The following is a 22,890-nucleotide window of genomic DNA, read 5'->3' on the forward strand; positions in this document are numbered from 1 at the left end:
CCGGTCGGCCACGACAACGGCGTCGCGCTCGTAAAGCGACCCAATTAGTGACAGGCTGGGAGGATGACGTCCCCAACGAGCCAGCTGGGCATCAATGCTGCCGCTTGGCTCCTGTTCGGCTAAATGTGGCAATCCACGAGCAGCTCCGCGCTGCTGTCGACGGCCGACGCGGGATAGCGGCCGCGGACCGCCTTTGCGAGGCCTGCGTGGACCTGCTCGACGTTGACGCAGCCGCGATCTCCATCGTGTTCGACGGCGCGAGCAGCGGAACGCTGGGCGCCAGCGGCGAACCTGCCCGTATGTATGACGAACTCCAGTTCATCCTCGGGGAGGGCCCGTGCCTGGAGTCTGTCGCCCGGCGGAATCCGGTTCTGGTCGTCGACCTCGCCGATCCTGAGGAGGCTCGCTGGCCCGCGTACGGGCCCGCCATGCTTGCCCACCAGATCAGAGGCGTCTACGCGATCCCCGTCGTGGTTGCCGGCGAATTCGTCGGTGCGCTCGACCTCTTCCGCGCGCAGCCGGGCCCGCTGCCGGGCGAGGGCCTGACCAGTGCTGTCGCCGCCGCAGAGCTCGCAGGCATTTCGCTGCTCGATCTCGTGGACGCTGACCTGCAGGCGGCGGTCGCAGACCCTAAAAGCAATGCCTGGGCCGAACTCAACGCACTGAGCCGCGCGGAGGTCAGCCAGGCCACCGGCATGCTCGTTGCTCAGCTGGAGATCGAGCCGACCGAGGCCTTGGTCCGGCTGCGCGCCCATGCTTACGCCACCGGCCGCAGCGCCACCGACGTCGCGCGCGACATCCTCGACCGCCGCCTGCGGCTCGAGGCCGACTGATGTGCGCCTGGCGGACTAGACAGTCCAGGAAGTGAGAGGGCGAAGTGACTGACACCCCTCGTGAAACCCGCGTACTCGACGCCGTCGTCTCGCTCGTCGACAGCCTGCTCGACGACTTCGACGTGGTTGAGCTGCTGACCGTGCTCACGGAGCGCAGTGCTGAGCTGCTCGACATCGACGCCGCGGGATTTCTGCTCGCCGACCCGCTGAACCAGCTCCGCCTGCTGGCCGCGACGTCGGAGCGGGCCCGCGAACTCGAGCTCTTCCAGTTACAAGCCGACGAAGGCCCGTGCTTGGATTGCTATGCCACCGGCCAACCGGTCTCGGTCGCCGACATCCAAGGGGCAATAGAGCGGTGGCCGCGGTTCGTCCCCGCCGCCGTTGGCGCCGGCTTCGCCTCCGTGCACGCCGTCCCGATGCGCGCCGCTGGCATGGTGTTGGGCGCGCTCAACTTGTTCGGCACCCGCCCGGGCGGGCTCAACGAGGCCGATCTGCTCGTTGGCCAGACCCTGGCCCACATCGCATGTGTCGCGATCCTCCAGGAACACGCACCCACACCCGCCGTCCTCGTGCCGCATTTACGCTCCGCGCTGAACAGCCGCGTCATCGTCGAGCAGGCCAAGGGCTTCCTCCGCGAAATGCTGGATGTATCTGTAGAGGAGGCGTTCCAACTGTTGCGGAGCTACGCGCGGGCCCACGGCGAACACTTGACCGACGTTTCCCGCAGATTGATGACTGATCGGTATTGCCGCCCGATACTTGTGGCGGAGTTGGCCGACTTCCTGGCCGCGCGACCGCACTAGCGGCCTCAGCGACGCCGCGCTCGCGCGCGCCGCGCGGATTCCTCGACCAGCCGCTCGGCGACGGTGTGCAGCTTGACGTTCTCAATTTGGCTGATCTGGGCGAGACGTTGAAATGCCTCCTCCGCGCCCGCACCCGATCGGCTACGGATGATGCCGATCGCCTGATCGATCACCGATCGGCTGTCCAATGCCCGCTGTAATCGCAGTGTCCGTTCATGTGCGACGGCCAGCAACTGGGCGTTATACACCGAAACGGCGGCGGGTTTGGCGAATTGGGACCCTAACTGCACCGCGTGGTCGGCGAACGCGTCGCGGGTTGCTGCGTAGGCATTGATCGAACCGATTACCTGGTCGCCGACGATCAGCGCAGCGCTAACGCGGAGTGGGTGCGCATGCGGGCTGCGGGCCACCCGGCCACCGAAGTGCGGCCAACGGATGTCACTGCCCAGCGATCCGCTCACGGTAGGGCGTTGGGACTCCATGCAGGTGATGCACGGACCTTCGTGCAGTTCGCTGTCTTGTACGGTGTCGATGTCGTGGACGAGCACCGCTGTCGCGGCCCAGGTACGGACGCCGGAGATGCCCTGCTCCGGATCGATCAGTGCGACCCCGACACCGTCGGCGCCCGGAATCGCCTGCGACGCGAACTCCGCCACATCCCGGAGAAGGTCGATCACCCCGCGGCCACCGGCCACAATCCCGGCCACTCCACGGAGCCCCGCGTAGAGCTCTGCCGCGTCTGCCTCCCGCTGGGTAGCGGAGAGTTCGGGCAATCGCGGCGTCATACGGTTCGGTTGGGCGTCGAAGTCGGCCAACTTCCCTCCTCGCGTACACCCTCGACCACAAACTTACTCTCGGTCGAGTACCGAAAGTCAGCCGATGAGTGCCAACGTGTGGGCGCGCCGCAGCTTGCCCGACGGCGTCTTGGGAATTGTTCCGGGCTCGAGCACCACCACGTTGCGCGGCCGGACGTCGACCTCGGCAACCACCTCGTGTGCCACCTGTTGCTCGATGCGGCGCACCTCGGCCGTGTTCTGCCAGTCGTTGGACTCCACGGCGATCGCGAACGTCTCTCGCGCATGTCCCGCTTCCAGTCGCACCGCCACGGCGCCACCTGGCCGTACACCGGAAACGCGCGCGGCGGCGCGTTCGATATCGGTCGGGTAGATGTTTCGCCCGGCCATGATGATCACGTCCTTGACCCGGCCGCAGAGGACGACGTGACCGGTCTCGGTGAGGTAACCCAGATCGCCGGTGTCATACCAGCCCTGGTCGTCCTGTGCCGCGACGAAACCGGCCATTGTTTCGTAACCCAGCGTCACCGGCTCACCGCGCACCTCGATGACGCCGACCGCGCGGGCGGGCAGAATGTTGCCGTCTTCGTCGACGATGCGCGCCTCCAGCCCCTGGAGTAAACGTCCGAGCGTGGCCAGTCGCCGGGTTTTGCCCTTGGTTGCGGGGACAGCCCGGTGTAGTACGGCGAGCAGGTCCGCGTCGATCTCATCGATCAATAGGCCTGCGCCGCACTCAGAGAACGACACGGCCACGGTCGTCTCGGCCATGCCGTAAGCCGGCAGGATCGCCTCCGGACGTAACCCGAACGGCTTGCCCGCTTCGCAAAGGTCTTCGACGTCGGCGGGTTCGACCTGTTCGGCGCCCGACAGGGCCCATCGCAGGGTGGAGAGGTCGAACTGGCCAGGCTGGGCCAGCCTGCGAAGGCGTTTCGCGAGCAGCGTGTAGGCGAAGTTGGGCGCCGCGGTCATGGTGCCCTTGTACTTGTCGATGAGTTTGGCCCACAGCAGCGTGTCGCGCAGAAAGTCCATCGGGGTGACCTTGACGAGTTCTGCTCCGAAATACATTGGCACGGTCAAGAATCCGGTCATGCCCATGTCATGGAACAGTGGCAGCCAGCTCACGATGACGTCGGTTTCGATGTCGACCTGCGCGCCGGTGAACATCGCCTCGGCGTTTGAAACGACATTGCGGTGCGAGATCCGTACCGCCTTGGGTGACCCGGTAGAACCCGACGTCAGCTGAAGAAGCGCGACGTCGTCATCGTTGGTCTCGACCGGATCGATCGGGCGGCTGCCAAGCAGCTGCTCGACGATGAGCACTTGCAGACCCAGGTCTGACAGCACCGGGGCCGCGGCAATGAACGGGTCCGAGATGACGACCGTCTTGGCGCCGATCATGTTGACGACAGCGGTGGTCTCCTGGGCCCAGCGCGCAAGATCGGTACGGGGAGTCGGCTGGTGGAGCATGGTGAGGCTGGCGCCGCGCATCCAGATGCCCTGGCCGATCGGCGCAATCTCGACCGGGGCGCCGGCCAGCACCGGGATGGCATCACCGCAGCCGACGCCGGCCGTGGCCAAGCCACCCGCGATCCGACGGGCCCGCTCGTGCACCTCGCCCCAGGTATGCCTGACCGGGCAGTTCGGCTCCCCGGTGACCAGACCCTTCGAACTGGACTGGGCGGTGCCATACATGGTGTCGGTGAATTTACTCAAGATCCTCCCTCCGGCTCCGGCCCTGCGGTTGACCTCCGACTGCGAGTGGGGTGTTCAACGGCGGACACGCATGACGCGTAAGCGTTGAATGGGTGGGTATGAGCCGCGAAGCTCGCCTCGAAAATTGCGGGCACGCCGCCACCACTCGTGCCGTTGCGCTGTGACTGCCGCCGGCCCGGAACTGAGGCTGACGCTGACTGCGGCGGGAGCGCCTGCTCCTTTCACGCCCGCACCGGACGGACCGTCACTCCGGGCGAAGCGAGGGGTCGAGCAGTGCAGACGTGATGACCATACGTACTGACCGGCACCCAGGTGCCGAGGCGCGCCGAAATCTCCGCCAGCTGCGGTCGTCCCCTTTGAAGCCCTGAGCACGCGACTCCGTCGATGTCGGTCCAACAGCACGACCCTGTAACTGTCGGCTATGCGGTGTGCGGACACGGTACAGGCGGGGACCTTGAACAGATCGCCACCGGACGTTTCCGGGAGGCTGGGGAGTCAACCGCACTACACCATATACCGGAAGGGTGCCCTTAAACGTCAAAACGCCACCGGCGTGCGCGTACGGTGTTTTCGGTTGGTTTCAGCCGGTCGCAGACACCACCCATAGCCGACAGCCCGTGACACGCGCGCCATGCATAGTCTTCCCGCGAAAGTTCTCGGCCTTGGGCTTGCGCGGCGCGGGCCTTGGCTGCCCGAGTTAGTGTTTGAAGGCGTCTTTGACCTTGGCCCCTGCTTGTTTGGTATTGCCCTTGAATTGGTCGGCGCGCCCCTCGGTACGCAGGCGGGTATTACCGGTGGTGCGGCCAAAAATCTTCTTGGTGGCGCCCTTTGCCCCTTCGAGCTTATGGGCGATCTTCTTACCGATACTCATTGCTTCTCACCTATTTCGTTGCGAGTTCTTACTTCAGGTATCCCAGAGCTGGCGACTGAGGCCGTACGTGTCGCCTTGACTTGGCGGCTACCAGCGTCCGCCGCCGGCGCGCGGGGAGGTCGGTTGTCGACCGTACGGCCGGCGGACGAGGGGACCCCACTTACTTTTCGGTCGGATCCCTGCTGTTTCCGAGTTCACGGTTGCGCCGCCTGCCACGGCGGGCTGGCGGTCGAAGTCGCGGTCTCTGTTCAAGAACTCCGCTTCACGCTGGGACCTTTGCAGTTCACGTCGGGCGTCGCGGCCGCGTGCCGCGGTGCGCCGCGCACCGGCCAGCAATACGCTCATACCCAGCATCGCCAGCGCGCCAATCGCGATCCCGAAGAGGAACAGGGTGCCGGTCGATCCCGTGACGTGATAGCCCCACACCGAGAAGTTCTCGCTCAACGGATGCGTGGGTCCGGCATTGTTGAGGACGCCGGTGAATCCCACGATGACGGCGAAGAGTAGAACAACCAATCCAACGATGACAATCATGTCGAAGTCTCCAATTTGCAGTGCAGAAGTTCATTACACGCCTCAATCTCGAGCGTGTCAACACCGTTGACCCCTGGTGTAGGTCTACGGTTGGAATCCCATTTCACGTGCGTTTCGCAGCCTGCTCGCTCCCGTGTGACGTCACGGTGGTTGCGGCCGGAAAGGACGGCCGGTCAGGGGGTTTCAGCGGGCTTGGCCCCGGGTCCGGCAACTACGCCGTTCGTCGGCCGAGGCCCGGTTCGCGTTGACGTGCCGGCCCCAATCGCGGTGCTGACCGGATGGGGTGGGGACGCGGCGGCCGAATTCTCTCTGGCGAGGAAGGCGCCCAGTTCACCGATCGCACTCATGAGAGGTGCCGGGAAAACAATGGTGGTGTTCTTCTCCACCCCGAGTTCGACGAGCGTCTGCAGGTTGCGCAGTTGCAACGCCAGCGGGTGCGCCATCATCGTGTCCGACGCCTCACCCAACGCGGCTGCGGCCATCGATTCGCCCTCTGCCGCAATAATTTTGGCTCGCTTCTCGCGCTCGGCCTCGGCTTGCCGAGCCATCGCGCGTTTCATGCTGTCGGGCAACTGGATGTCTTTGAGCTCGACCAGTGTCACTTCGACACCCCATTCAAGTGTTGCGATGTCGAGGATCTTTCGGATATCGGCGTTGATGGTGTCGGTCTCCGACAGCGCCTGGTCAAGGGTGTGCTGGCCGACGACCTTACGCAGGGTGGTCTGCGCGATCTGGTTGATTGCGGCGTGGACGTTCTCGATGGCGATCACCGATTTCACCGCGTCGATAACCCGGAAGTAAGCGACCGCCGAAATGTCGACGCTGACATTGTCGCGGGTGATGATGCCCTGGGACTGGATCGGCATCGTCACAATTCGCAACGACACCTTCATCAGCCGGTCGATGACCGGGATGATCAAGGCCAGCCCGGGGTCCTTAACAGCCACCACCTTGCCGAGGCGGAACAACACCCCCTTCTCGTACTGGGTCACCACTCTGACCGACAACGACAACACGATCAGGGCGACAACGAGCAGCACCACCACCAGGATGATCAGAGCTTTCATGGCATGTCCTTCAGAGATATCGAGGAATCTGGGATTCGGGCCTCGTCGCAAAAGAAGCCGACGTCAGGCGTGAGTTAGCCGGCGAGGCAAGCGTCGTCGGGATCTGGGACGCCCGCGCGTGGGTGGGCTGAGGGGAATTGAGTGAAGTGGTGATGGGTGACCTGACGCGCATCGATCAACGGCGTGTGAGGGTTCGGAGCCGATGCTCCTTGAGTTAGGCGGCGGACAGCCGAACTCATCCCGGACCAGCTGAGATTCTCAGCACCCTCGACGCTACACCCGTTTGACTGCTCGGATTGGCCAGCCGATTGACTAAACATGTCGCGCAGCGGGGGCTCTGACGCATACACGGCATGCAGCAATACTGTTCGGCCATCGTCTGGCCACCGACACCGGAACCGAATGACGGTGTCTGCTTTTCGAACACGCACCGGCTCATCGCTCTCACAGTCCGTATCAACAGTGGGGCGCTACTATTACTCTGACAACCGCCTTTCGACGGTTGGTCCGCGGCTGGGGCGCCGGGCTTCGGTGTGGATGTGCAGTTCCGGCAAGATAATTGGGCGCAGCGATGACGGAGTTTACCGAGGACGCCAGTGGTTTGCCGTTGGGGTCGCTGAGCGTGCAGCAGGCCAGTGCCGATGCGGCCGATTTGCGGGCCGGGATCGACGACCTGGCGGGCTTGGTGGCGGGCAGTCTGGGCTTGCCTGAGTTGCTGGCTGAGGTGTCGACGTTCGCGGTGCACGCGATACCGGGTGCCGACGGTGCCGGGGTGACCTTGTTGGAGGTCGATCGGGTGGACAACATGGTGGAAGCGTTGGCGGCCAGCGCTCCATTTGTCGCCGAGATCGACGAGATCCAGTACGTGACCCTCAAGGAGGGGCCCTGCATTACCGCAGCATTGGAGCGGCGCACGGTGCGGTCTGGGTCGTTGGGTGGGGAGAAGATGTGGCCGCGCTTCGGTCCCCGGGTGGGGCGTTTGGGGGTGCACAGTGCGCTGTCGCTGCCACTGCTGCTCTCGGATCAGGTGATTGGAGCTATCAATGTCTACGCCCACGACAAAGACGTCTTCGATGAGCACGCCGCCGAGTTGGGGGAGCTGTTCGCCAAACCCGCGGCGGTGGCGGTGCACAATGCACAGACCCTCGCGCACGCGTTGACGCTGACCACCCAGTTGCGGATGGCGCTGTCGACGCGCCCGGTGATCGATCAGGCGATCGGCCTGATTCGGGGACGCACCGGGCGCAGTGCGGAGGAGGCGTTCACTCAGCTGCGGACGATCAGCCAAGTCGAACACCGCAAATTGGGTGAAGTGGCCCAACATATCGTCGATGAAGCCGTGCGCCGCGCTCGCGCCCGCGCCCGGCGCAACCTGACCTGAGCCTGACCGGGAGGTCGGCCTACGCCCGAACTGCTGCCGCACGAAGTGGCGCGCGTAGGTTAAAGGGCGGGGAAACAGTCAAGGCGACGGGTCCTGGCTCGCGTCGCAGGTTCCCCACCCTGCAGGCGACTTGCCTGTGCGGCCCGGCAGGTTCGATCCGCGCTCGGGAGCGCCCAGCGGAACCATCCCGTGATGAAAATCGGTGCGGCCCTGGCCGCTGATTTGGACATCCTCACCGCCGCCCTGGATCAACCCGGCGCCGATGTGCTGCACACTCTGCATCAACTGGGTGTCAACGCGCGAGCGGCGGTGCCCACCTATCTCGGCCTACGCGTTACCGTTGACGGCAGTGATCCGCCGATCGCGTTCACCATCCTCGAGGACCGCGCCGCGGCGGACGATGTTCGCTCATCCCTTCGGCTGAGGCTGCCCGGTGTCGGTGGCGGCCGGTCATCGCTATCGGTTTCCCTCATCCTCTACGCCGCGACGCCGGGAACCTTTATCGACCTCACCGCTGACCTGGCGTGGTTAACCGGACGCCCGCCCAGCGACTTCGTTCTCGATCAGCACCTGCCCGGCCCAGCCAGGCCGGACGCCGGGACGTGTCTGCGGACGGTGTCGGTCATCAATCAGGCCATCGGCGTCCTCATCGGACGCGGCTATACCCCGGAGCAAGCTGATCGAGAACTGGACACTCAGGGCGAACGATCGAGTACCGAGCGACACGCCATCGCGCAGTTCATCCTCGACACGCTCGCCGCCGCAGACCCGGAACAACGCGGCGCACGCGGATCAGGACCCAATATCGGCTGAGTGCATTGATCGCGCAAAGCCAGGCGGCGCGGTAGCGCCCATATGCCCGCGGCGTGTGGTGTAAGCGGCATCTCCGCAGCGGGTCAACCAATGCGCTCGCTGCGTAACAACAATCCAGGTCCACCTGCGACACAGCAGCGACAACGGACGACTCGATCGCAGCATGGAAGATCCGAATTATGCTGGCGTCCAAGCTAACCGTGAATTCAGACCCGAGCACACGGTGATGAGGGTGGCCTCGGGCCGGGTGGCAGGTCTCGCGGTGACGGATTCGGGCCCGATTTCCTGGGCGACGGGCGTGTTCATCGCCAGGGTGGTCATTACCTTCGGCGCGTTGTCGATCAGCGAGCGGCCGTTGAAACTGACGAAGCTGAACACTGCCGGTGTGCCGACGGTTGTAGGGCAAGATGTTGGGAAACAGCCCGTGGGCAACAACGGTCCCGTATGGGGGTACCGAATCTGACTGTCCGTTCTGAGGATCCGCCAAATATCGGGAATTGGTATAAGTCAAAGGTGCAGTGATGGTGCGTCGCCTGGCCCGCCCCGGGGGCCCCGCGCCAAAACGCCGCCGAGTCCTCACCATCTGGCTGCACACCTGCGTTCACCACCGCGCTCGCGCCGGCACTCGACGGTCGACTAGCCGCGGATCCCCCAGAAGGGTAACGTTGTTGTTGCTGAGTCCTTCAGCCAGTCCGGAAAGAGTTTAGCTGTACGCCGCCGAACTCGATGAGCTTCAGCTCGCGCCGTACATTCCGATACCTGACTGAGCGGTCGAGACGACATGCATTCCAGTCATCCCCTCGTTACCCGGGACCTCCGATGACCACCAACTCCGCGTTCACCCCGGTCCGTGTCCGTCGGCTTGTCGACAGGACAATTCAAATCAGCTGGGGACCAAGCTAAATGACCACCTTCAGGCACTGACCCCGGAAATTCTCCCAAACATCTCTCCAGAAATTAGGTAGATATCATGATCACTCTCGGAATCGTTCTTATCGTCCTCGGGCTCCTCCTGCCTGCCCTCGTCCCCACCTTCGCCTACGCTCATATTTGCTTGGTCATTGGGGTAATCCTCCTTGTCGTCGGACTGTTACTCGCAGTGGTGGGACGGATGGGGCACGCCGTCGGCGGCCGCCGCCACTACTACTGACCCGGCCAGGTATAGCAGTGGCTACCCGGCTCGGCCGCTCATCGGCGCGAGCCGGCGGCCTCACGAGCTAAGTCCGCCAACCAGAAGCAACCGCAGACTGTTGACCGTCTGCGGCTGAACTTCGCAGCCCAGCATTTGGTCGAATCGAGCCACCGAAAGTAGTGGCCTCGCTTATCGCGGCTGGGCTTTTGTCGGTGGCTTATGACGCTGGGAACCCAACAAGCACGGAAGGGAACACATTGGCAATTACAAACATTCCGGCGTTCGCGCACCTGACCGACGCCGATGTCGAGAATCTGGCCGTCGAGCTGGACGCGGTCCGGCTGGAAATCGAGGATTCCCTGGGCGAGCACGACGCCCACTACATCCGCCACACTATCGCGGCGCAACGCGCCCTCGATGTCGTCGGCCGGCTCATGCTGACCGGCAGTTCGAAACGCTGGGCCTGGTGGGGCGGGACGGTGACACTCGGCCTGGCCAAGATCATCGAGAATATGGAGATCGGCCACAATGTCATGCACGGTCAGTGGAACTGGATGAACGATCCCGAGATCCATTCCTCGACGTGGGAGTGGGACATGAGTGGGGCGTCAAAACACTGGCGCTTCACCCACAACTTTCAGCACCACAAGTACACCAACATCCTCGGCATGGATGACGACGTCGGCTACACCGTGCTTCGAGTTACCCGCGACCAACCCTGGGAGCCCTTCAACATCGGCAACCTGTTGTTCAACGCCATCCTCGCGCTCGGATTTGAGTGGGGAATTGGCTTGCAGCCCATAGACTTCGGCAAGGTCTTCAAGGCCGGCACGGACCGTGCAATGACCGTCGAGCAGGTGCGCGAGTTTTCAGCCAAGGCCGGCAGGCAGGTGGTCAAGGACTATGTCGCGTTGCCTGCGCTCACCTCGCTATCGCCGGCCGCGACCTACAAATCGACGTTGACGGCCAACATGGCGGCTAACGTGATCCGCAACATCTGGGCCAACGCGGTCATCTTCTGTGGGCATTTCCCTGATGGCGCAGAGAAATTCACCAAAAACGACACGATCGACGAAACGAAGGGTCAGTGGTATCTGCGCCAGATGCTGGGCAGTGCCAACTTCGAAGCCGGACCGGCGCTGCGGTTTATGAGCGGCAACCTGTGTCACCAAATCGAGCACCACCTTTACCCCGATCTGCCCAGCAACCGGCTGCATGAGATCGCGGTGCGAGTGCGTGAAGTCTGCGACAAGTACGACTTGCCTTACACCACTGGCTCATTCCTGATGCAGTACGCCAAGACTTGGCGCACCATCGCGAAACTGTCGCTGCCGGACCGCTACTTGCGCGACACCGCCGACGACGCGCCCGAGACTCGCAGCGAGCGAATGTTTAGCCAACTGGAACCTGGTTTCGCCGGGACCGACCTAGCGACAGGACGCCGCCGCGGTCTCAAGACGGCCATCGCAGCGGTCCGCCAATGGCGGTTCAAGTGACCGAGATGAACTATGTCGATTTGCACGGTGAACGCCTTTCCTATCGAGACGCCGGGGCCGGCGAGGCGCTGCTGTTGATTCATGGCATGGCCGGAAGCTCGGCGACCTGGCGGGCGGTCATTCCCGAATTGTCGAAGAAGTATCGGATGGTGGCACCGGACCTGTTGGGGCACGGTGAATCCGCCAAGCCGCGCGGTGACTATTCGCTGGGTGCGTTCGCGGCGTTGCTGCGTGATCTGCTCGATGAACTCCGCATCAGGCGGGCGACCGTGGGATGCTCCTCTTCGATCGGATCGAACGCTACTACAACGGTGTCGCCGCACAATTGGATCTCGGCCAGCTGCCACCCAAACCCGTTGGGAGGCCGTGCGGCGAAGCGCTGGTCATAGTCCCGGTCGTCACAATCAGCAAGGTCGTCGTGTGTGCGTTGCAGGTGGCGATGCGGCTTGGCGGCGAAGTCGTCCCGGTCGCCGTCGACACCGACCCCGACACCACCCGCCGGCTCTGCGCGCTCTGGAAACAATGGGACCCCGGGCTTGACCTAAGGGTCCTGCCCAGCCCGCACCGCGCCTTAGTGTCCCCCGCCGTCGGGCTTGTCCGAAGCCAAGTCGAGAAGGGCCGATTCGTCATCGTCTTGCTTGCCTACATGCGACATACGGCCGGTGTTGAGACGATATCTCACAAGCGATTTGACTGAGCGCCGAGATCGAAAGCGAATAGAAGCGGGCGCTCTCCTGAGTTTGCTGGTGTCGTGAATTCGATTCAGCTTGGTCCGAGGGACGCAAGGCCGGTCGCCGCGCGACGACACGCGTTGCGGCAATCTCGAACACCTCGGCGCACGCCTCCGGTCAACGGCGGACACTGCCACGGAAGGGAAACGCTCGGTTGCTCTAGCATCATCGACTCAGCCGTTGCCACACGTCTTTGCCTGTGGGACACCGGGACGCCCAAACGGGTCACAATGAATAACTCCGAAGAAGAACAGCTAGATGTCCACGGCGGAAACGCCTTTCATCTACGTACGGGATTGACAGAGAAGAATCGTCGGCACCTAGCGGAGGCGTGGCCGATCCTCGGGGCCCACCTGAGAAGGTGCGAACCCCAAGTTGGTGGTTGTGGATTTCTCCTGACAGGGCCGCAATGACAAGGCGAAGCGCGCCACCTTGCACACCCGGCCCGCCCGCCGCTGCACACCTGGTAGCGGTCTTCGGGCTGCAGCGTAATCAGCAGCGCCGCAAAGCGTTATCGGCGATGCGCGCCATTGACAGCCGACCCAAACCAGCCGGCTCGCTTTTGCGGCTAAATAGAGAAAGAGATGAGATGACGTACGTACTCGAAGGACCAGTTACTGCCAACGCTGCCGGCGTGAGCAGATCGACGACTACGGCCAGCGCCAGGCCGTATCTGACCGCCGGGGATGTGCTTCGTGCGGGAATGCGCCGCACCGCGGAGCGCAGACAAACTGCTGCGGCGGAGTCGACATGGGATTCCGAAGGCGGCGCGGCCGATCAGCGGACAAAACATGGGGAGCACGGGACTGGCGTTCTGGTGCCGGCGGCGCTAGAGACGCCGGGCCGCATGGCTCCGTAACCGGCGTTTGCCGAACGATACGCCACCTTTACGCCTCTTGCCCGGATGCGAAACCGCCGGACTACGGCGCGCCGCGATGACCTTAGATTCGACGGTATGCCCGACACATATTGCGGCATTTGGTCAGCCAGGACAGCTGTGGCCATCTCGGGGATCGAAAGCGACGAATACGCGTGCAGCGTCTCCTGGACGAGAAACGCGGGTTTCATGCGGCGAGGGTGATGCCGATCAGTTACAGGGTGGTTGTCCCTAGTTTCGCCGAGCGCGCTTGCCTTCCAACGGGACTCACTCGACCGTTGCTCAAAGCACCCGGTGTTGACTTACGAGTCGAACTGGACTCGCTGGTTTTTCTCAGGGGAGCGAAAGTCGTCCCCCTGGATATCGGAATGGTGGGCGGATACATCTTTTGCGCCGCCGTCAGGGGCGATGAAACCAGAAACCTTTGTCGTTGTTGAACCATTTGACTGTGCACATGCGCAGTACGACGCGCACGTCCCGGATCCGAAAAGGGCTAACTCCACTGGGGTGGCGACGGCACGAACCTCAATGGCGCGCGACGACGGTTTCGCACCTGGTAGGGCCCCACCAGAGCGAATTGTGGCGTAACGTTGGCGAGCCGTTTCGTTGTCAGCGGTAGCCTCGGTGCCTTCCACGGCATTCCCATCGAGATCACCCGCAATGTGATTTCTCCGTCGGCCCGTTTCGCGGGCTGAATCGATCGAACTGCGAAGGGTGCTTGATGAAGCGAGCAGGACCGCCGAGCGGTGCCATTGCATCCCAACCGATTTCGGTAACAGATGTGACCGCAGACTCGTTGGGGCAGCGGGACGAGTGGACGGCTTCCCCGTTGACGGATCGCTCGGCATACACGATCGGTACGGCAGGGCCCCGGCGCCCCACCAGCCCGGTGCGGCTCACTCTCGCATACCGGCTCGGGAACAAGATCGATGGCGCCTGGTGGCCCCGTACCGGGATGATCTCGCGAGAGCTGACCGAGTTGGTCTTTGTCTTGGACGCCCGATTGGGTCAGATCAGCGAAATAGACGTCAACTGGCCATCGTTGCAACGCCAGCACGACCTGAATTGGGACTGGTGGCAGGGGATACGCCCACACGTTATGACGGTTGGCGGCCGCGATGGGCGGGCGACCCTTTTGATCGTTCCCCACCGGACCGGTGCCGCACTCGCGGTGATGGTGTTACGCCAGGCCGCAGGCCTGCCCGTATTCGAGGCGCCTCGCAATTCTCGCGGCTTTCAGGTAGCCGAATCGATCGTTCGCTTGGCCCGAGGCGAGCAAATGTTCGAAGCGCGGGGCGCGCGGCGGATTGCGCGGTGATGCCCCAAGACCGTCGGGATTGAGCCGAGCCCGGTCCGCCCGACGCGCGTCCCGTGTCGGCGACGTGCTGTGCGGATCGTTGAGATCTAGGGCTTTACGGACAGGCTTATGTGGAAGTTTCCGCGTCGGCAGCGCTTGTCGCGAGGAGGTTCTCGACCGCCGAGGCATTGCTCGGGCCGGCTGCGGTCATCATAATGGCGTGTGCCTGGGCTGAGTCAGCCTGCAGGGAGACAACCAATAAGACGATTCTGCCGGAATTAAGGCCAAGCACTTCGACGGTGCTGGCCGGCTGGCGGCGATATCCGTCGATACGTACCGTTCGCCCGCCGGTCGCGATTTTCTTTGGCGGCGTTGCCCATTCGTTGACGTTGTAGATCACGCGGCCGATCGGTCCGAGCCGAACCGAGAGGACCGATAACAAGTCTGGCAGCTCTGCAGTGAGGTCGTCACTGTGCGGCCACCATGCACCGTCGACGTATCCGCTCGTCGGCGCTTTGGATTTCAGCCTCAGGCGCGGCGTGTGTGCGGGCGGGGTATGCCGGTGCGCGGCGTCCGTTTGGTCTTTTTTCAGCGTCAAAGTGACGCTCCCGTCTTGACCGCGAGACCGGTCAATTCATTCGACTCGGCGACGACATGGCATTGATTAGTCAGGTACGGAATATCGCCGATGATTCCTACGCTACACGCGCTGTCGAGAGGGTAGGCGGGTACGGCGGCTGCCGCGCATCGCGCACGCATAGCAGCACCGCCGACGGGTCGCTACCCGGCGGGCGTGATCACGGCAGACACTTCGCTGGAGAGCAAAGTTTCCCCCGGATTTGTCGATGAGGTCGCTTGATCCCGTCAGTCGGTCAGGCTTGCGCCCGAGCTGCGAGAGCCGAATTAGGTTGCGGCGACACGGTGAGCGCTGTACCCAGTGGTGGCTGTGGCTGACCTTCGAGTCGTTTTGTTTTTGCCGTATTTGACCATACCGTGGGAGTCAGCAATTGATCGAGCAGGTTGCGTTTGTAGTCCGTTGCTAGATGGCCGTTGGTTTGCAACTGGGTGTTAAGCAGTCAGCACCAGACTGGCCGCCGTCGATGCTCTACTGTGTGCGCCAACGCAGTACGTCTCCGATAAAGCCGATAATTCGGCGCGGGCCTGCGGGCTCAACAGCTCCTGGGCAAGTGCCGAAGTCAGGCGTTACTCGCTTCCGTGGCCCGCCTCGTGGTTTGCGACAGCTGAGCTGGTGTCGCCGGGAACAGTGGCGGCGGCGCGGCTGCCGGCGCCCCTTGGTTCCAGACCAAGCCGGCGTAGCGTGGAAGAAGCGTCGGGGGTCTTCCGTTCGTGACCGTCATGGTTGCGTCATCGCCGATTCGAATGATTTGGCCGGTCTCGCGGTCCAGACGGGAGCGTCCGCTATGACGCGAGTGAAAGTCGGCAACGGAGTGAATTTGGACGGCACGCGGAACTTCCGCATGCCGCGGTTTCGATTGAAACCCAAGGCGCATGGCAGCGGGCATGTGGATGGCGCATGGTGGCCACGCAGCGATGACCTGATGATGGAGCTGCCGGATCTGATCGAGGTTCTGTCGGGGCGCCTGGGTGCCGTCGGCCAGGTGATGTATCACCCCGGCGAATGGGCAACGACGCCTACTGAACTCGTCACCAGCGAGCGTGCGGTCCACCTTGACGGATCCCGTGGCCAGCACCCCAACACGGTCGAAGTCCTTGACGCCAAAGGCAACAAGCTCGTCTTCCTGGTCGTCCCGGCTCACATCGATCCAGACCAGGCGCACGCGATTGTGATGGCAGCCGCCGCGTCGGGCAACGCGTCAAGCGTCGACACCCTGCTCATGATCAGCGTGCAGGACAGGGAAAGCCGCACCGAGCGGGACGCCGCGCGTGAGCGCTGGGATTCGCAATGCAACGCCAAACCGGTCGAAGCGTCACGATCGATCCTCGACCCTGCGGCAGTTTGTTCCGGCGCCTTTTCCATACCGCGGCGCTCCACCGCACCATAACTAGGTCATCCATTGCAACAGTCGTTGTTTATCCCTTCGCCGGGCGGCATGGTGGTCGTTAGGGGCAGCGGCGCACAAGGATTCGTTGGAAAGGGGATGGTGCGCTGATGGTTGCGCGATTGTTGGGGATCGATGCGTTGTCGCTGCATACCCAGAGCTCGAAGATGCCTGCCCACACGGTCACGCTGGTCATCATCGACGCGCCCGATCGCTTCAGCCACCATCGGCTACACCAACTGGTGGTGGCGTCGCTGCCGCAGATGGCGCGCTTTCGCAGCCGATTGGTGGACAAGCCCCTAGGTCTCGGGCAGCCGCTATGGGCCGAGATCGAGGACTATGACGCCTCTCCGCAGATCCATTGCGCAACAGTTCGCGCCCCCGGTGGCCGGCGCGAGTTGGCCGATCTCATCGGCGACCTAAGTACGGCGCGTCACGATTCCCGTGACCGGCTCTGGGAAGCGTGGAGTATCGACGGTCTGGCGGGCGGCCGCTGGGCATTGGCGGTGAAGACGTCGCCTGTGCTGAATGACGGAGCGGCAGGGATGGCGTCTCTGTGGCCGCGGCTGCTGACGACTTTGCCGCACGCCGACGCGACAAATAATCTGCCGGCCGAGCCTAGCCTCGGCTCGGCGCCGTCCGCCGGCGACGTCGTTACCGATGTGGTGAGCGAGATCGCCGAGAACCATGTCACGGGCCTGTGGCTGGCTGCTCAGACCATGTCTGGTGTGCTGCGGGCACTACGGGATCGGCTGTCCGGCACCGCTGGACGGGACTCCATGGCGCCGACAGCATCGCCAATGAGCGGGCCGGTGCCGCACACCGCATTCAACGCGCCACCGACCGAGCGGCGCGCAGTCGCCTTTGCCTCGATCCGGCTGGCAGACGTGAAGACGGTCAGCGACGCGTTCGGCGGCAGCATCCCCAACGTTGTGCTAGCCGCCTGCACGCTGTCACTGCGCGCTTGGCTGCAACAGCACGACAAGGTGCCCGACGATCCGCTGCTCATGCGGATGCCGTTCGAGTTACCGGCCACGGATCCGCCACACATCGGTAAGTCGCTGACTGTGGGGCGACTTCGCATCCCGGTGCACCTCGACGACCCTGTGCAGGTCCTCGCCAATCTGCATACCGCCACCGAACGGCTGAACGCCATCCGCGGCGGAAGCAATCAAAAGGGTTGTCCTACAGTTGATGTGGCGACGCTGGCGTCGCTTATGCCACCGAGCGTAGCTCGCGTCGGTACGCAGCTCTACACACGATCAGGTCTGCGGCACCGGTTCGAGCCGATCTGTCACGGCAGCGTCTCCTACATCGCCAATGGGCCGGTGCCGGCGTATTGCGCCGGCGCCAAGGTCGTCGGTATGCATAGCGTAGCGCCACTAGCCGAGGGGGGTGGGCTGAACGTTGCGCTGACCTCCCATGGTGAGAAGCTGGACGTGAGCGTTTGCGCATGCCCCGACAGCGTGCCTGGAGTCGACGATATCGCCACCGGAATCGCGCGCTCTGTCGATGTTTTGCTGTCCGCAGCAAAGGAATCTCCTCGCGGACAAGGCCGTTCCGTTGTCAGTGAGATGACGACACACCCCGCGAATCGTCCACGGGGTAGAAGCTATGACACGTTCAGGTAAGTCCCGGTGGGATCCACGAGTGCCGCAGCCTATCGGGATGTTTCGGCTCGCATCTTACGAATGGGGAGATAAACCGCTGGCTCGCCCGGATTTCAGGAGAACGTGGTGACCGCGCAGGTGCTCGGCGACGTGATGTTGACCCCGGAGTAGACGACCTGAATGTGCGTGCAGGCGATGACGTTGTTGTCGGTCTTGGGCTGGCCGGTCTGCCAGTCGGTGGAGTCGATGCGCCCGTTGGTCTGGTACTTCTCCGGCGGGCCCTCACCCATGTAGATCGTGGTGATCTCGTCGGAACCCATCGACTTCATCACCCGCTCGTACTGGCCGTCGGCGTGCGCGTCGAGGTAGGCCAGCCGGTTCGAGGAGCGGATCTCGGTGGTTTGCCGGGCCCACAGGCTGGGCGGGAAGCCGGTCACCCCACCGGGCGTCAACATGTCCGCCCCGGCGGTGAAGTCGCAGTGGCCATCGGCCTTGAAGCAATTGAGGATGACGCGCGTCTCCAGTTGGTTGGGGCCATCCAGGGGGAACAGCGTGGTGGCGGTGTTGCTCGCCGCCGCGCACACCGCGGCGGGCAGAAACATCGGCATCACTGCGACGACTGCGAATCCCGATACCAGCCGCATCATCGATGTTCCTTTCCCTCTGACCCCGGGGTGAACTTAACCCCGCGACTATTCGTCGTAGGTGACTTCTACCGAATCAGATTCCGGGTGAGATTGACAGGCCAGAATCAGGCCCTCGTCCAGATCCTGCTGCTCGAGCACGTCGTTGACCTCCATGCTCACGTCGCCCTTGCGCAGCGTGCACGCGCACGCGCCGCAGTGACCCTCGCGACAGGAGAAGGGCGCGTCGAGGCCCTTGGCCAGCAGGACGTCGAGCAGCTTGGCGTTGCGCGGCCACGACACGGTGTGGGTTTCGCCATCCAGCTCGACCACCGCGGTCGCCGGCGGCTCGTCACCTTCGGCGGTGTCCTCGATCTTCACCTCCGCGAACGGGTCAGACTCCAGCGACTTGAACACTTCGATATGTATCTGCGGCGCAGGCACTTTCAGCGTGTGCAGCGCTTCTTTCGCCGAGTCCATGAAGGCGCCAGGGCCGCAGATGTAGACGGGCCGATCCGTGTAGGGGGCGGCCAGCTTGGCCAGCGCGGCCACGCTGGGCAGGCCCTGCAGCGATTCCAGCCAGTGCAGCACCGTGAGCCGGTCGGAATATTTGGCGGACAGCTCCCGCAGGGCGTCGGAGAAGATCACCGAATTTTCGTCGCGGTTGGCGTAGACCAGCGTCACCTGCCCGCTGCCCTCGGCCAGGGCCGACTTGCAGATCGACATGATCGGGGTGATCCCGCTGCCGGCGGCCATCAACAGGAAGTCGTCGCCCAGCGTTTTGGGCACGAAGTTGCCCGACGGGGCCAGCACGTGGATCCGCATGCCTTTGTGCGCGTGGTCGCACAGCCAGTTGGAGGCGTAACCGTCCGAGGTGCGTTTGACCGTGACCGTCAGAGCGTCGTCGGTGAACGGCGAGCTGCACAACGAATAGCAGCGGGCCACCGAGCCGGTGCGCTCGCTAGGAACGCGCAGCGTCAGGAACTGGCCCGGCGCGTACCGTAGCCGCTCGGGCGGGATTTCGGGGTCGCCCACGTCGTCGGGCACCGCGAACACCAGGGACCGCGCATCGTCGGTCTCTGCGATGACCTCGGCGACCTGCAGTTCAAGGACGTGGTCACCGAGTGGCTCGTCGGGTGTTTGGTCCGGATCAGCCTCGGTCAAGGCCCTCCCTTCCTTTCGTTGCAACTAGAACATGTTACAGAAAAGCGGATTCGTATCGCTACCAGCCGCAGGAATACCCTGCTCGACACAAATCGGAACGTGTTCTAGTCTCTGGTGTAAGTCCGCTGAGTAAGTCTGGCGCAGGAGGCAAACGTAAGTGACGTCCATTCAACAGCGTGATGCGCAGTCGGTTTTGGCTGGCATCGATGATCTGCTCCCGCAGATTCGCGAACGCGCTCAGGCGACGGAGGACCTGCGGCGGCTGCCCGACGAGACCGTTCAGGACCTTCAGGATGTGGGCTTCTTCACCCTGTTGCAGCCCGAGCAGTGGGGCGGGTTGCAGTGCGATCCGACGCTGTTCTACGAGGCGGTGCGGCGGCTCGCCAGCGCGTGTGGTTCCACCGGCTGGGTGAGCTCGATCATCGGCGTGCACAACTGGCACCTGGCGCTGTTCGACCAGCAGGCGCAGGAGGAGGTCTGGGGCGAGGACCCCACGACCCGGGTCTCGTCGTCGTATGCCCCGATGGGTGCGGGCGTGGTGACCGACGGCGGCTACCTGGTCAACGGTTCGTGGAACTGGTCGTCGGGGTGTGACCACGCGACGTGGGCGTTCCTCGGCGGTCCGGTGATCAAGGACGGCCGGCCGGTCGACTTCGGCAGCTTCCTGATCCCGCGCAGCGAGTACCGCATCGACGACGTGTGGCATGTCGTCGGCCTGCGCGGCACCGGCAGCAACACCGTCGTCGTCAAGGATGTGTTCGTGCCGCGGCACCGGTTCCTGTCGTACAAGGCGATGAACGACGGCACCGCGGGTGGGTACGAGAACAACACCGCCGCGGTCTACAAGATGCCTTGGGGCACAATGCATCCCACCACCATCTCGGCGCCGATTGTCGGCATGGCCTACGGCGCGTACGACGCGCACGTCGAGCACCAGGGCAAGCGGGTGCGCGCCGCGTTCGCCGGTGAGAAGGCCAAGGACGACCCGTTCGCCAAGGTTCGCATCGCCGAAGCGGCCAGCGACATCGACGCGGCATGGCGCCAGCTGAGCGGCAACGTCGCCGACGAGTACGCGCTGCTGTCGGCCGGCAAGGAGATCCCGTTCGACCTGCGTGCCCGCGCTCGCCGCGACCAGGTGCGCGCCACCGGCCGCGCGATCGCCTCCATCGACCGGCTGTTCGAGGCTTCCGGTGCCACGGCCCTGGGCAACGACCAACCGGTGCAACGGTTCTGGCGCGACGCCCACGCCGGCCGGGTGCACGCGGCCAACGACCCCGAGCGGGCCTACCAGATCTTCGGGAACAACGAGTTCGGGTTGCCGCCCGGCGACACCATGGTCTGATCAGTGACTGCGACCGAGGAATTGACCTTCGAGTCCACCTCGCGCTTCGCAGAGGTGGACGTGGATGGGCCACTGAAGCTGCACTACCACGAGGCCGGCGTGGGCAACGAGCAGACGGTGGTGCTGCTGCACGGCGGTGGCCCGGGCGCGGCGAGTTGGACAAACTTCTCGCGCAACATCCCGGTGCTCGCGCAGCAGTTCCACGTGCTGGCCGTCGACCAGCCCGGCTACGGCCACTCCGACAAGCGCACCGAGCACGGGCAGTTCAACCACTACGCGGCGCGGGCCCTCAAGGGTCTCTTCGACCAGCTTGGCCTGGGACGCGTTCCGCTGATTGGGAATTCGCTGGGCGGGGGCACCGCGGTGCGGTTTGCGCTGGACTACCCCGACCGGGCGGGCAAGCTGGTGCTGATGGGGCCGGGCGGGGTGAGTGTCAACCTGTTCGCCCCCGACCCGACCGAGGGCGTCAAGCGGCTGGGCAAGTTCTCCGCCGACCCCACCCGCGAAAACCTCGAGGCTTTTCTGCGGGTGATGGTCTACGACCAGAAACTGATCACCGACGAATTGATCGACCAACGCTTCGAGTTGGCCAGCACGCCCGAATCGCTGACGGCGACGCGCGCGATGGGAATGTCGTTCGCCGGAGCGGATTTCGAGCTCGGCATGATGTGGCGCGAGGTGCACCGGTTGCGTCAGCCGGTACTGCTGATCTGGGGCCGCGAGGACCGGGTCAACCCACTGGACGGGGCGCTGGTCGCGCTGAAAACCATTCCGCGTGCACAGCTTCACGTTTTCGGGCAATGTGGGCACTGGGCGCAGGTGGAGAAGTTCGACGAGTTCAACAAGCTCACCATCGATTTCCTGGGAGGTGCGCGATGAGCATCCGCTCTCTGGGCTACCTGCGTATCGAGGCCACCGACATGGCGGCCTGGCGCGAGTACGGGTTGAAGGTCCTCGGCATGGTCGAGGGCAAGGGCACGACCGAGGGTGCGCTGTATCTGCGGATGGACGATTTTCCGGCCCGGCTGGTGATCGTGCCCGGCGAGCAGGACCGTCTCATCGAAGCGGGCTGGGAGTGCGCGAATGCGGCTGGCCTGCAAGAGATCCGGAACCGACTCGACGTCGAGGGCACGCCCTATAAGGAGGCCACCGCCGCCGAACTGGCCGATCGCCGGGTCGACGAGATGATCCGGTTCTCCGACCCGTCGGGCAACTGCCTCGAGGTCTTCCACGGCGCCGCCTTGGAGCACCGCCGCGTGGTCAGCCCGTACGGCCACAAGTTCGTCACCGCCGAGCAGGGCCTGGGGCACGTGGTGCTGACCACCCGCGACGACGAAGAGACACTGCATTTCTACCGCGATGTGCTGGACTTCAAGCTGCGCGACTCGATGCGGCTGCCGCCCCAGGTGGTCGGCCGGCCCGCCGACGGCCCGCCGGCCTGGCTGCGTTTCTTGGGCTGCAATCCTCGCCACCACAGCTTGGCGTTCATGCCCGGACAGACCCCCAGCGGCATCGTGCACCTGATGGTCGAGGTCGAAGAGGCCGACGATGTCGGGCTGTGCCTGGACCGGGCGCTGCGTAAGAAGGTGCCGATGTCGGCGACCCTGGGCCGCCACGTCAACGACCTGATGCTGTCCTTCTACATGAAGACACCCAGCGGATTCGATGTCGAATTCGGCTGCGAGGGAAGGCAAGTCGAGGACGACGACTGGATCGCCCGGGAAAGCACCGCGATCAGCCTGTGGGGCCACGACTTCAGCGTCGGCTTCAAGGGGTAATTTCGGGGTT

22 protein-coding genes and 2 pseudogenes are annotated in these 22,890 nt (G+C 64.0%); 15 read left to right on the forward strand and 9 right to left on the reverse strand.

The annotated features are described in order from the left end of the window. Positions 1-125: 125 nt before the first annotated feature. Together MTY59_RS11955 and MTY59_RS11960 are read left to right on the forward strand one after the other, a co-directional pair. A complete protein-coding gene (locus MTY59_RS11955) occupies positions 126-833 on the forward strand; it encodes a GAF and ANTAR domain-containing protein (RefSeq protein WP_221045816.1) in 708 nt (235 codons plus the stop codon). Between the two features lie 44 nt (positions 834-877). Beyond that, positions 878-1,636, forward strand: coding sequence for a GAF and ANTAR domain-containing protein (locus MTY59_RS11960; protein ID WP_221045817.1), 759 nt, complete (start codon positions 878-880; stop codon positions 1,634-1,636). A gap of 5 nt (positions 1,637-1,641) precedes the next feature. On the opposite strand, the gene MTY59_RS11965 is transcribed toward MTY59_RS11960, so the two are convergent. The 5 genes from MTY59_RS11965 to MTY59_RS11985 form a co-directional block, all read right to left on the reverse strand. Further along, positions 1,642-2,451, reverse strand: coding sequence for a GAF and ANTAR domain-containing protein (locus MTY59_RS11965; protein ID WP_221045818.1), 810 nt, complete (start codon positions 2,449-2,451; stop codon positions 1,642-1,644). Between the two features lie 57 nt (positions 2,452-2,508). Continuing rightward, positions 2,509-4,143, reverse strand: a complete 1,635-nt coding sequence (locus MTY59_RS11970) for a fatty acyl-AMP ligase (RefSeq protein WP_221045819.1) — start codon at positions 4,141-4,143, stop codon at positions 2,509-2,511. A gap of 697 nt (positions 4,144-4,840) precedes the next feature. Next, on the reverse strand, positions 4,841-5,014 hold the full coding sequence (locus MTY59_RS11975) for a CsbD family protein (protein ID WP_221045820.1): 174 nt from the start codon (positions 5,012-5,014) through the stop codon (positions 4,841-4,843). Between the two features lie 87 nt (positions 5,015-5,101). Further along, positions 5,102-5,548: a hypothetical protein gene (locus tag MTY59_RS11980; RefSeq protein ID WP_250160810.1), complete on the reverse strand. Its 447-nt coding sequence runs from the start codon at positions 5,546-5,548 to the stop codon at positions 5,102-5,104. A gap of 173 nt (positions 5,549-5,721) precedes the next feature. Beyond that, entirely contained in the window at positions 5,722-6,615 is an 894-nt protein-coding gene (locus MTY59_RS11985) for a slipin family protein (protein WP_221045821.1), read from the reverse strand. 571 nt (positions 6,616-7,186) lie between these two features. Between MTY59_RS11985 and MTY59_RS11990 the strand changes: the two genes are divergently transcribed. The 7 genes and pseudogenes from MTY59_RS11990 to MTY59_RS28070 all read left to right on the forward strand — a co-directional run bounded on the left by MTY59_RS11990 (position 7,187) and on the right by MTY59_RS28070 (position 12,134). Continuing rightward, complete coding sequence (locus tag MTY59_RS11990; RefSeq protein WP_221045822.1) at positions 7,187-7,996, forward strand: GAF and ANTAR domain-containing protein; 810 nt, start codon at positions 7,187-7,189, stop codon at positions 7,994-7,996. 192 nt (positions 7,997-8,188) lie between these two features. Then, a complete protein-coding gene (locus MTY59_RS11995; protein WP_221045823.1) occupies positions 8,189-8,809 on the forward strand; it encodes a hypothetical protein in 621 nt (206 codons plus the stop codon). Between the two features lie 163 nt (positions 8,810-8,972). Beyond that, entirely contained in the window at positions 8,973-9,272 is a 300-nt protein-coding gene (locus MTY59_RS12000) for a hypothetical protein (RefSeq protein ID WP_221045824.1), read from the forward strand. Positions 9,273-9,779: 507 nt separating this feature from the next. Continuing rightward, positions 9,780-9,959: a DUF6131 family protein gene (locus MTY59_RS12005; RefSeq protein WP_221045825.1), complete on the forward strand. Its 180-nt coding sequence runs from the start codon at positions 9,780-9,782 to the stop codon at positions 9,957-9,959. 239 nt (positions 9,960-10,198) lie between these two features. Further along, a complete protein-coding gene (locus MTY59_RS12010; protein WP_221046401.1) occupies positions 10,199-11,437 on the forward strand; it encodes a fatty acid desaturase family protein in 1,239 nt (412 codons plus the stop codon). Next, positions 11,434-11,760, forward strand: a pseudogene (locus MTY59_RS12015) (alpha/beta fold hydrolase); the annotation flags it as partial. The gene MTY59_RS12010 and the pseudogene MTY59_RS12015, both read left to right, overlap by 4 nt. A 116-nt stretch (positions 11,761-11,876) precedes the next feature. Continuing rightward, on the forward strand, positions 11,877-12,134 hold the full coding sequence (locus MTY59_RS28070) for a hypothetical protein (RefSeq protein WP_488656282.1): 258 nt from the start codon (positions 11,877-11,879) through the stop codon (positions 12,132-12,134). Positions 12,135-13,347: 1,213 nt separating this feature from the next. Here the strand turns inward: MTY59_RS28070 and MTY59_RS12020 are convergent. After that, positions 13,348-13,501, reverse strand: a pseudogene (locus tag MTY59_RS12020) (cold-shock protein). A gap of 265 nt (positions 13,502-13,766) precedes the next feature. On the opposite strand from MTY59_RS12020, the gene MTY59_RS12025 reads away from it, so the two are divergent. Beyond that, on the forward strand, positions 13,767-14,363 hold the full coding sequence (locus MTY59_RS12025) for a DUF5994 family protein (RefSeq protein ID WP_221045827.1): 597 nt from the start codon (positions 13,767-13,769) through the stop codon (positions 14,361-14,363). Between the two features lie 106 nt (positions 14,364-14,469). Here MTY59_RS12025 and MTY59_RS12030 read toward each other — a convergent pair whose 3' ends face one another. Next, the gene (locus tag MTY59_RS12030; protein ID WP_221045828.1) at positions 14,470-14,940 is read right to left on the reverse strand and encodes a DUF5994 family protein; all 471 of its coding nucleotides are present in this window, start codon (positions 14,938-14,940) and stop codon (positions 14,470-14,472) included. Positions 14,941-15,772: 832 nt separating this feature from the next. Here MTY59_RS12030 and MTY59_RS12035 point away from each other — a divergent pair. Continuing rightward, positions 15,773-16,366 (forward strand): DUF5994 family protein, encoded by a 594-nt coding sequence (locus MTY59_RS12035; RefSeq protein ID WP_347881618.1) that lies wholly within the window; start codon positions 15,773-15,775, stop codon positions 16,364-16,366. Positions 16,367-16,473: 107 nt separating this feature from the next. After that, positions 16,474-17,994 carry a wax ester/triacylglycerol synthase domain-containing protein gene (locus tag MTY59_RS12040; RefSeq protein ID WP_221045830.1) on the forward strand — a complete coding sequence of 507 codons (1,521 nt, stop codon included), beginning with the start codon at positions 16,474-16,476 and terminating at the stop codon, positions 17,992-17,994. Between the two features lie 92 nt (positions 17,995-18,086). Here the strand turns inward: MTY59_RS12040 and MTY59_RS12045 are convergent, their stop codons facing one another. Together MTY59_RS12045 and MTY59_RS12050 are read right to left on the reverse strand one after the other, a co-directional pair. Next, entirely contained in the window at positions 18,087-18,620 is a 534-nt protein-coding gene (locus MTY59_RS12045) for a hypothetical protein (protein WP_221045831.1), read from the reverse strand. A gap of 45 nt (positions 18,621-18,665) precedes the next feature. Beyond that, a complete protein-coding gene (locus MTY59_RS12050) occupies positions 18,666-19,760 on the reverse strand; it encodes a ferredoxin--NADP reductase (protein ID WP_221045832.1) in 1,095 nt (364 codons plus the stop codon). Positions 19,761-19,917: 157 nt separating this feature from the next. On the opposite strand from MTY59_RS12050, the gene hsaA reads away from it, so the two are divergent. From hsaA to hsaC, 3 genes are read left to right on the forward strand one after another with little or no spacing between them, the layout of a single operon-like run. After that, on the forward strand, positions 19,918-21,102 hold the full coding sequence (gene hsaA, locus MTY59_RS12055) for a 3-hydroxy-9,10-secoandrosta-1,3,5(10)-triene-9,17-dione monooxygenase oxygenase subunit (RefSeq protein ID WP_221045833.1): 1,185 nt from the start codon (positions 19,918-19,920) through the stop codon (positions 21,100-21,102). A 3-nt stretch (positions 21,103-21,105) separates the two neighbouring features. Beyond that, positions 21,106-21,981, forward strand: coding sequence for a 4,5:9,10-diseco-3-hydroxy-5,9,17-trioxoandrosta-1(10),2-diene-4-oate hydrolase (hsaD, locus tag MTY59_RS12060; protein ID WP_221045834.1), 876 nt, complete (start codon positions 21,106-21,108; stop codon positions 21,979-21,981). Next, the gene (hsaC, locus tag MTY59_RS12065) at positions 21,978-22,880 is read left to right on the forward strand and encodes an iron-dependent extradiol dioxygenase HsaC (protein ID WP_221045835.1); all 903 of its coding nucleotides are present in this window, start codon (positions 21,978-21,980) and stop codon (positions 22,878-22,880) included. The genes hsaD and hsaC overlap by 4 nt, the downstream gene beginning before the upstream one ends. Positions 22,881-22,890: the final 10 nt, after the last annotated feature.

The organism is Mycobacterium senriense, from assembly GCF_019668465.1.
Lineage (GTDB): Bacteria > Actinomycetota > Actinomycetes > Mycobacteriales > Mycobacteriaceae > Mycobacterium > Mycobacterium senriense.

Excerpts from the sequence above, each read along its gene's own strand:
- MTY59_RS11990 (WP_221045822.1), top strand. The coding sequence starts at position 7,187 with ATGACGGAGTTTACCGAGGACGCCAGTGGTTTGCCGTTGGGGTCGCTG.
- MTY59_RS28070 (WP_488656282.1), top strand. The coding sequence starts at position 11,877 with ATGCGGCTTGGCGGCGAAGTCGTCCCGGTCGCCGTCGACACCGACCCC.
- MTY59_RS12025 (WP_221045827.1), top strand. The coding sequence starts at position 13,767 with ATGAAGCGAGCAGGACCGCCGAGCGGTGCCATTGCATCCCAACCGATT.
- MTY59_RS11980 (WP_250160810.1), bottom strand. The coding sequence starts at position 5,548 with ATGATTGTCATCGTTGGATTGGTTGTTCTACTCTTCGCCGTCATCGTG.
- MTY59_RS12005 (WP_221045825.1), top strand. The coding sequence starts at position 9,780 with ATGATCACTCTCGGAATCGTTCTTATCGTCCTCGGGCTCCTCCTGCCT.
- MTY59_RS11985 (WP_221045821.1), bottom strand. The coding sequence starts at position 6,615 with ATGAAAGCTCTGATCATCCTGGTGGTGGTGCTGCTCGTTGTCGCCCTG.
- MTY59_RS12045 (WP_221045831.1), bottom strand. The coding sequence starts at position 18,620 with ATGATGCGGCTGGTATCGGGATTCGCAGTCGTCGCAGTGATGCCGATG.
- MTY59_RS11975 (WP_221045820.1), bottom strand. The coding sequence starts at position 5,014 with ATGAGTATCGGTAAGAAGATCGCCCATAAGCTCGAAGGGGCAAAGGGC.
- hsaC (WP_221045835.1), top strand. The coding sequence starts at position 21,978 with ATGAGCATCCGCTCTCTGGGCTACCTGCGTATCGAGGCCACCGACATG.
- MTY59_RS11995 (WP_221045823.1), top strand. The coding sequence starts at position 8,189 with ATGAAAATCGGTGCGGCCCTGGCCGCTGATTTGGACATCCTCACCGCC.
- MTY59_RS12040 (WP_221045830.1), top strand. The coding sequence starts at position 16,474 with ATGGTTGCGCGATTGTTGGGGATCGATGCGTTGTCGCTGCATACCCAG.
- MTY59_RS12000 (WP_221045824.1), top strand. The coding sequence starts at position 8,973 with ATGGAAGATCCGAATTATGCTGGCGTCCAAGCTAACCGTGAATTCAGA.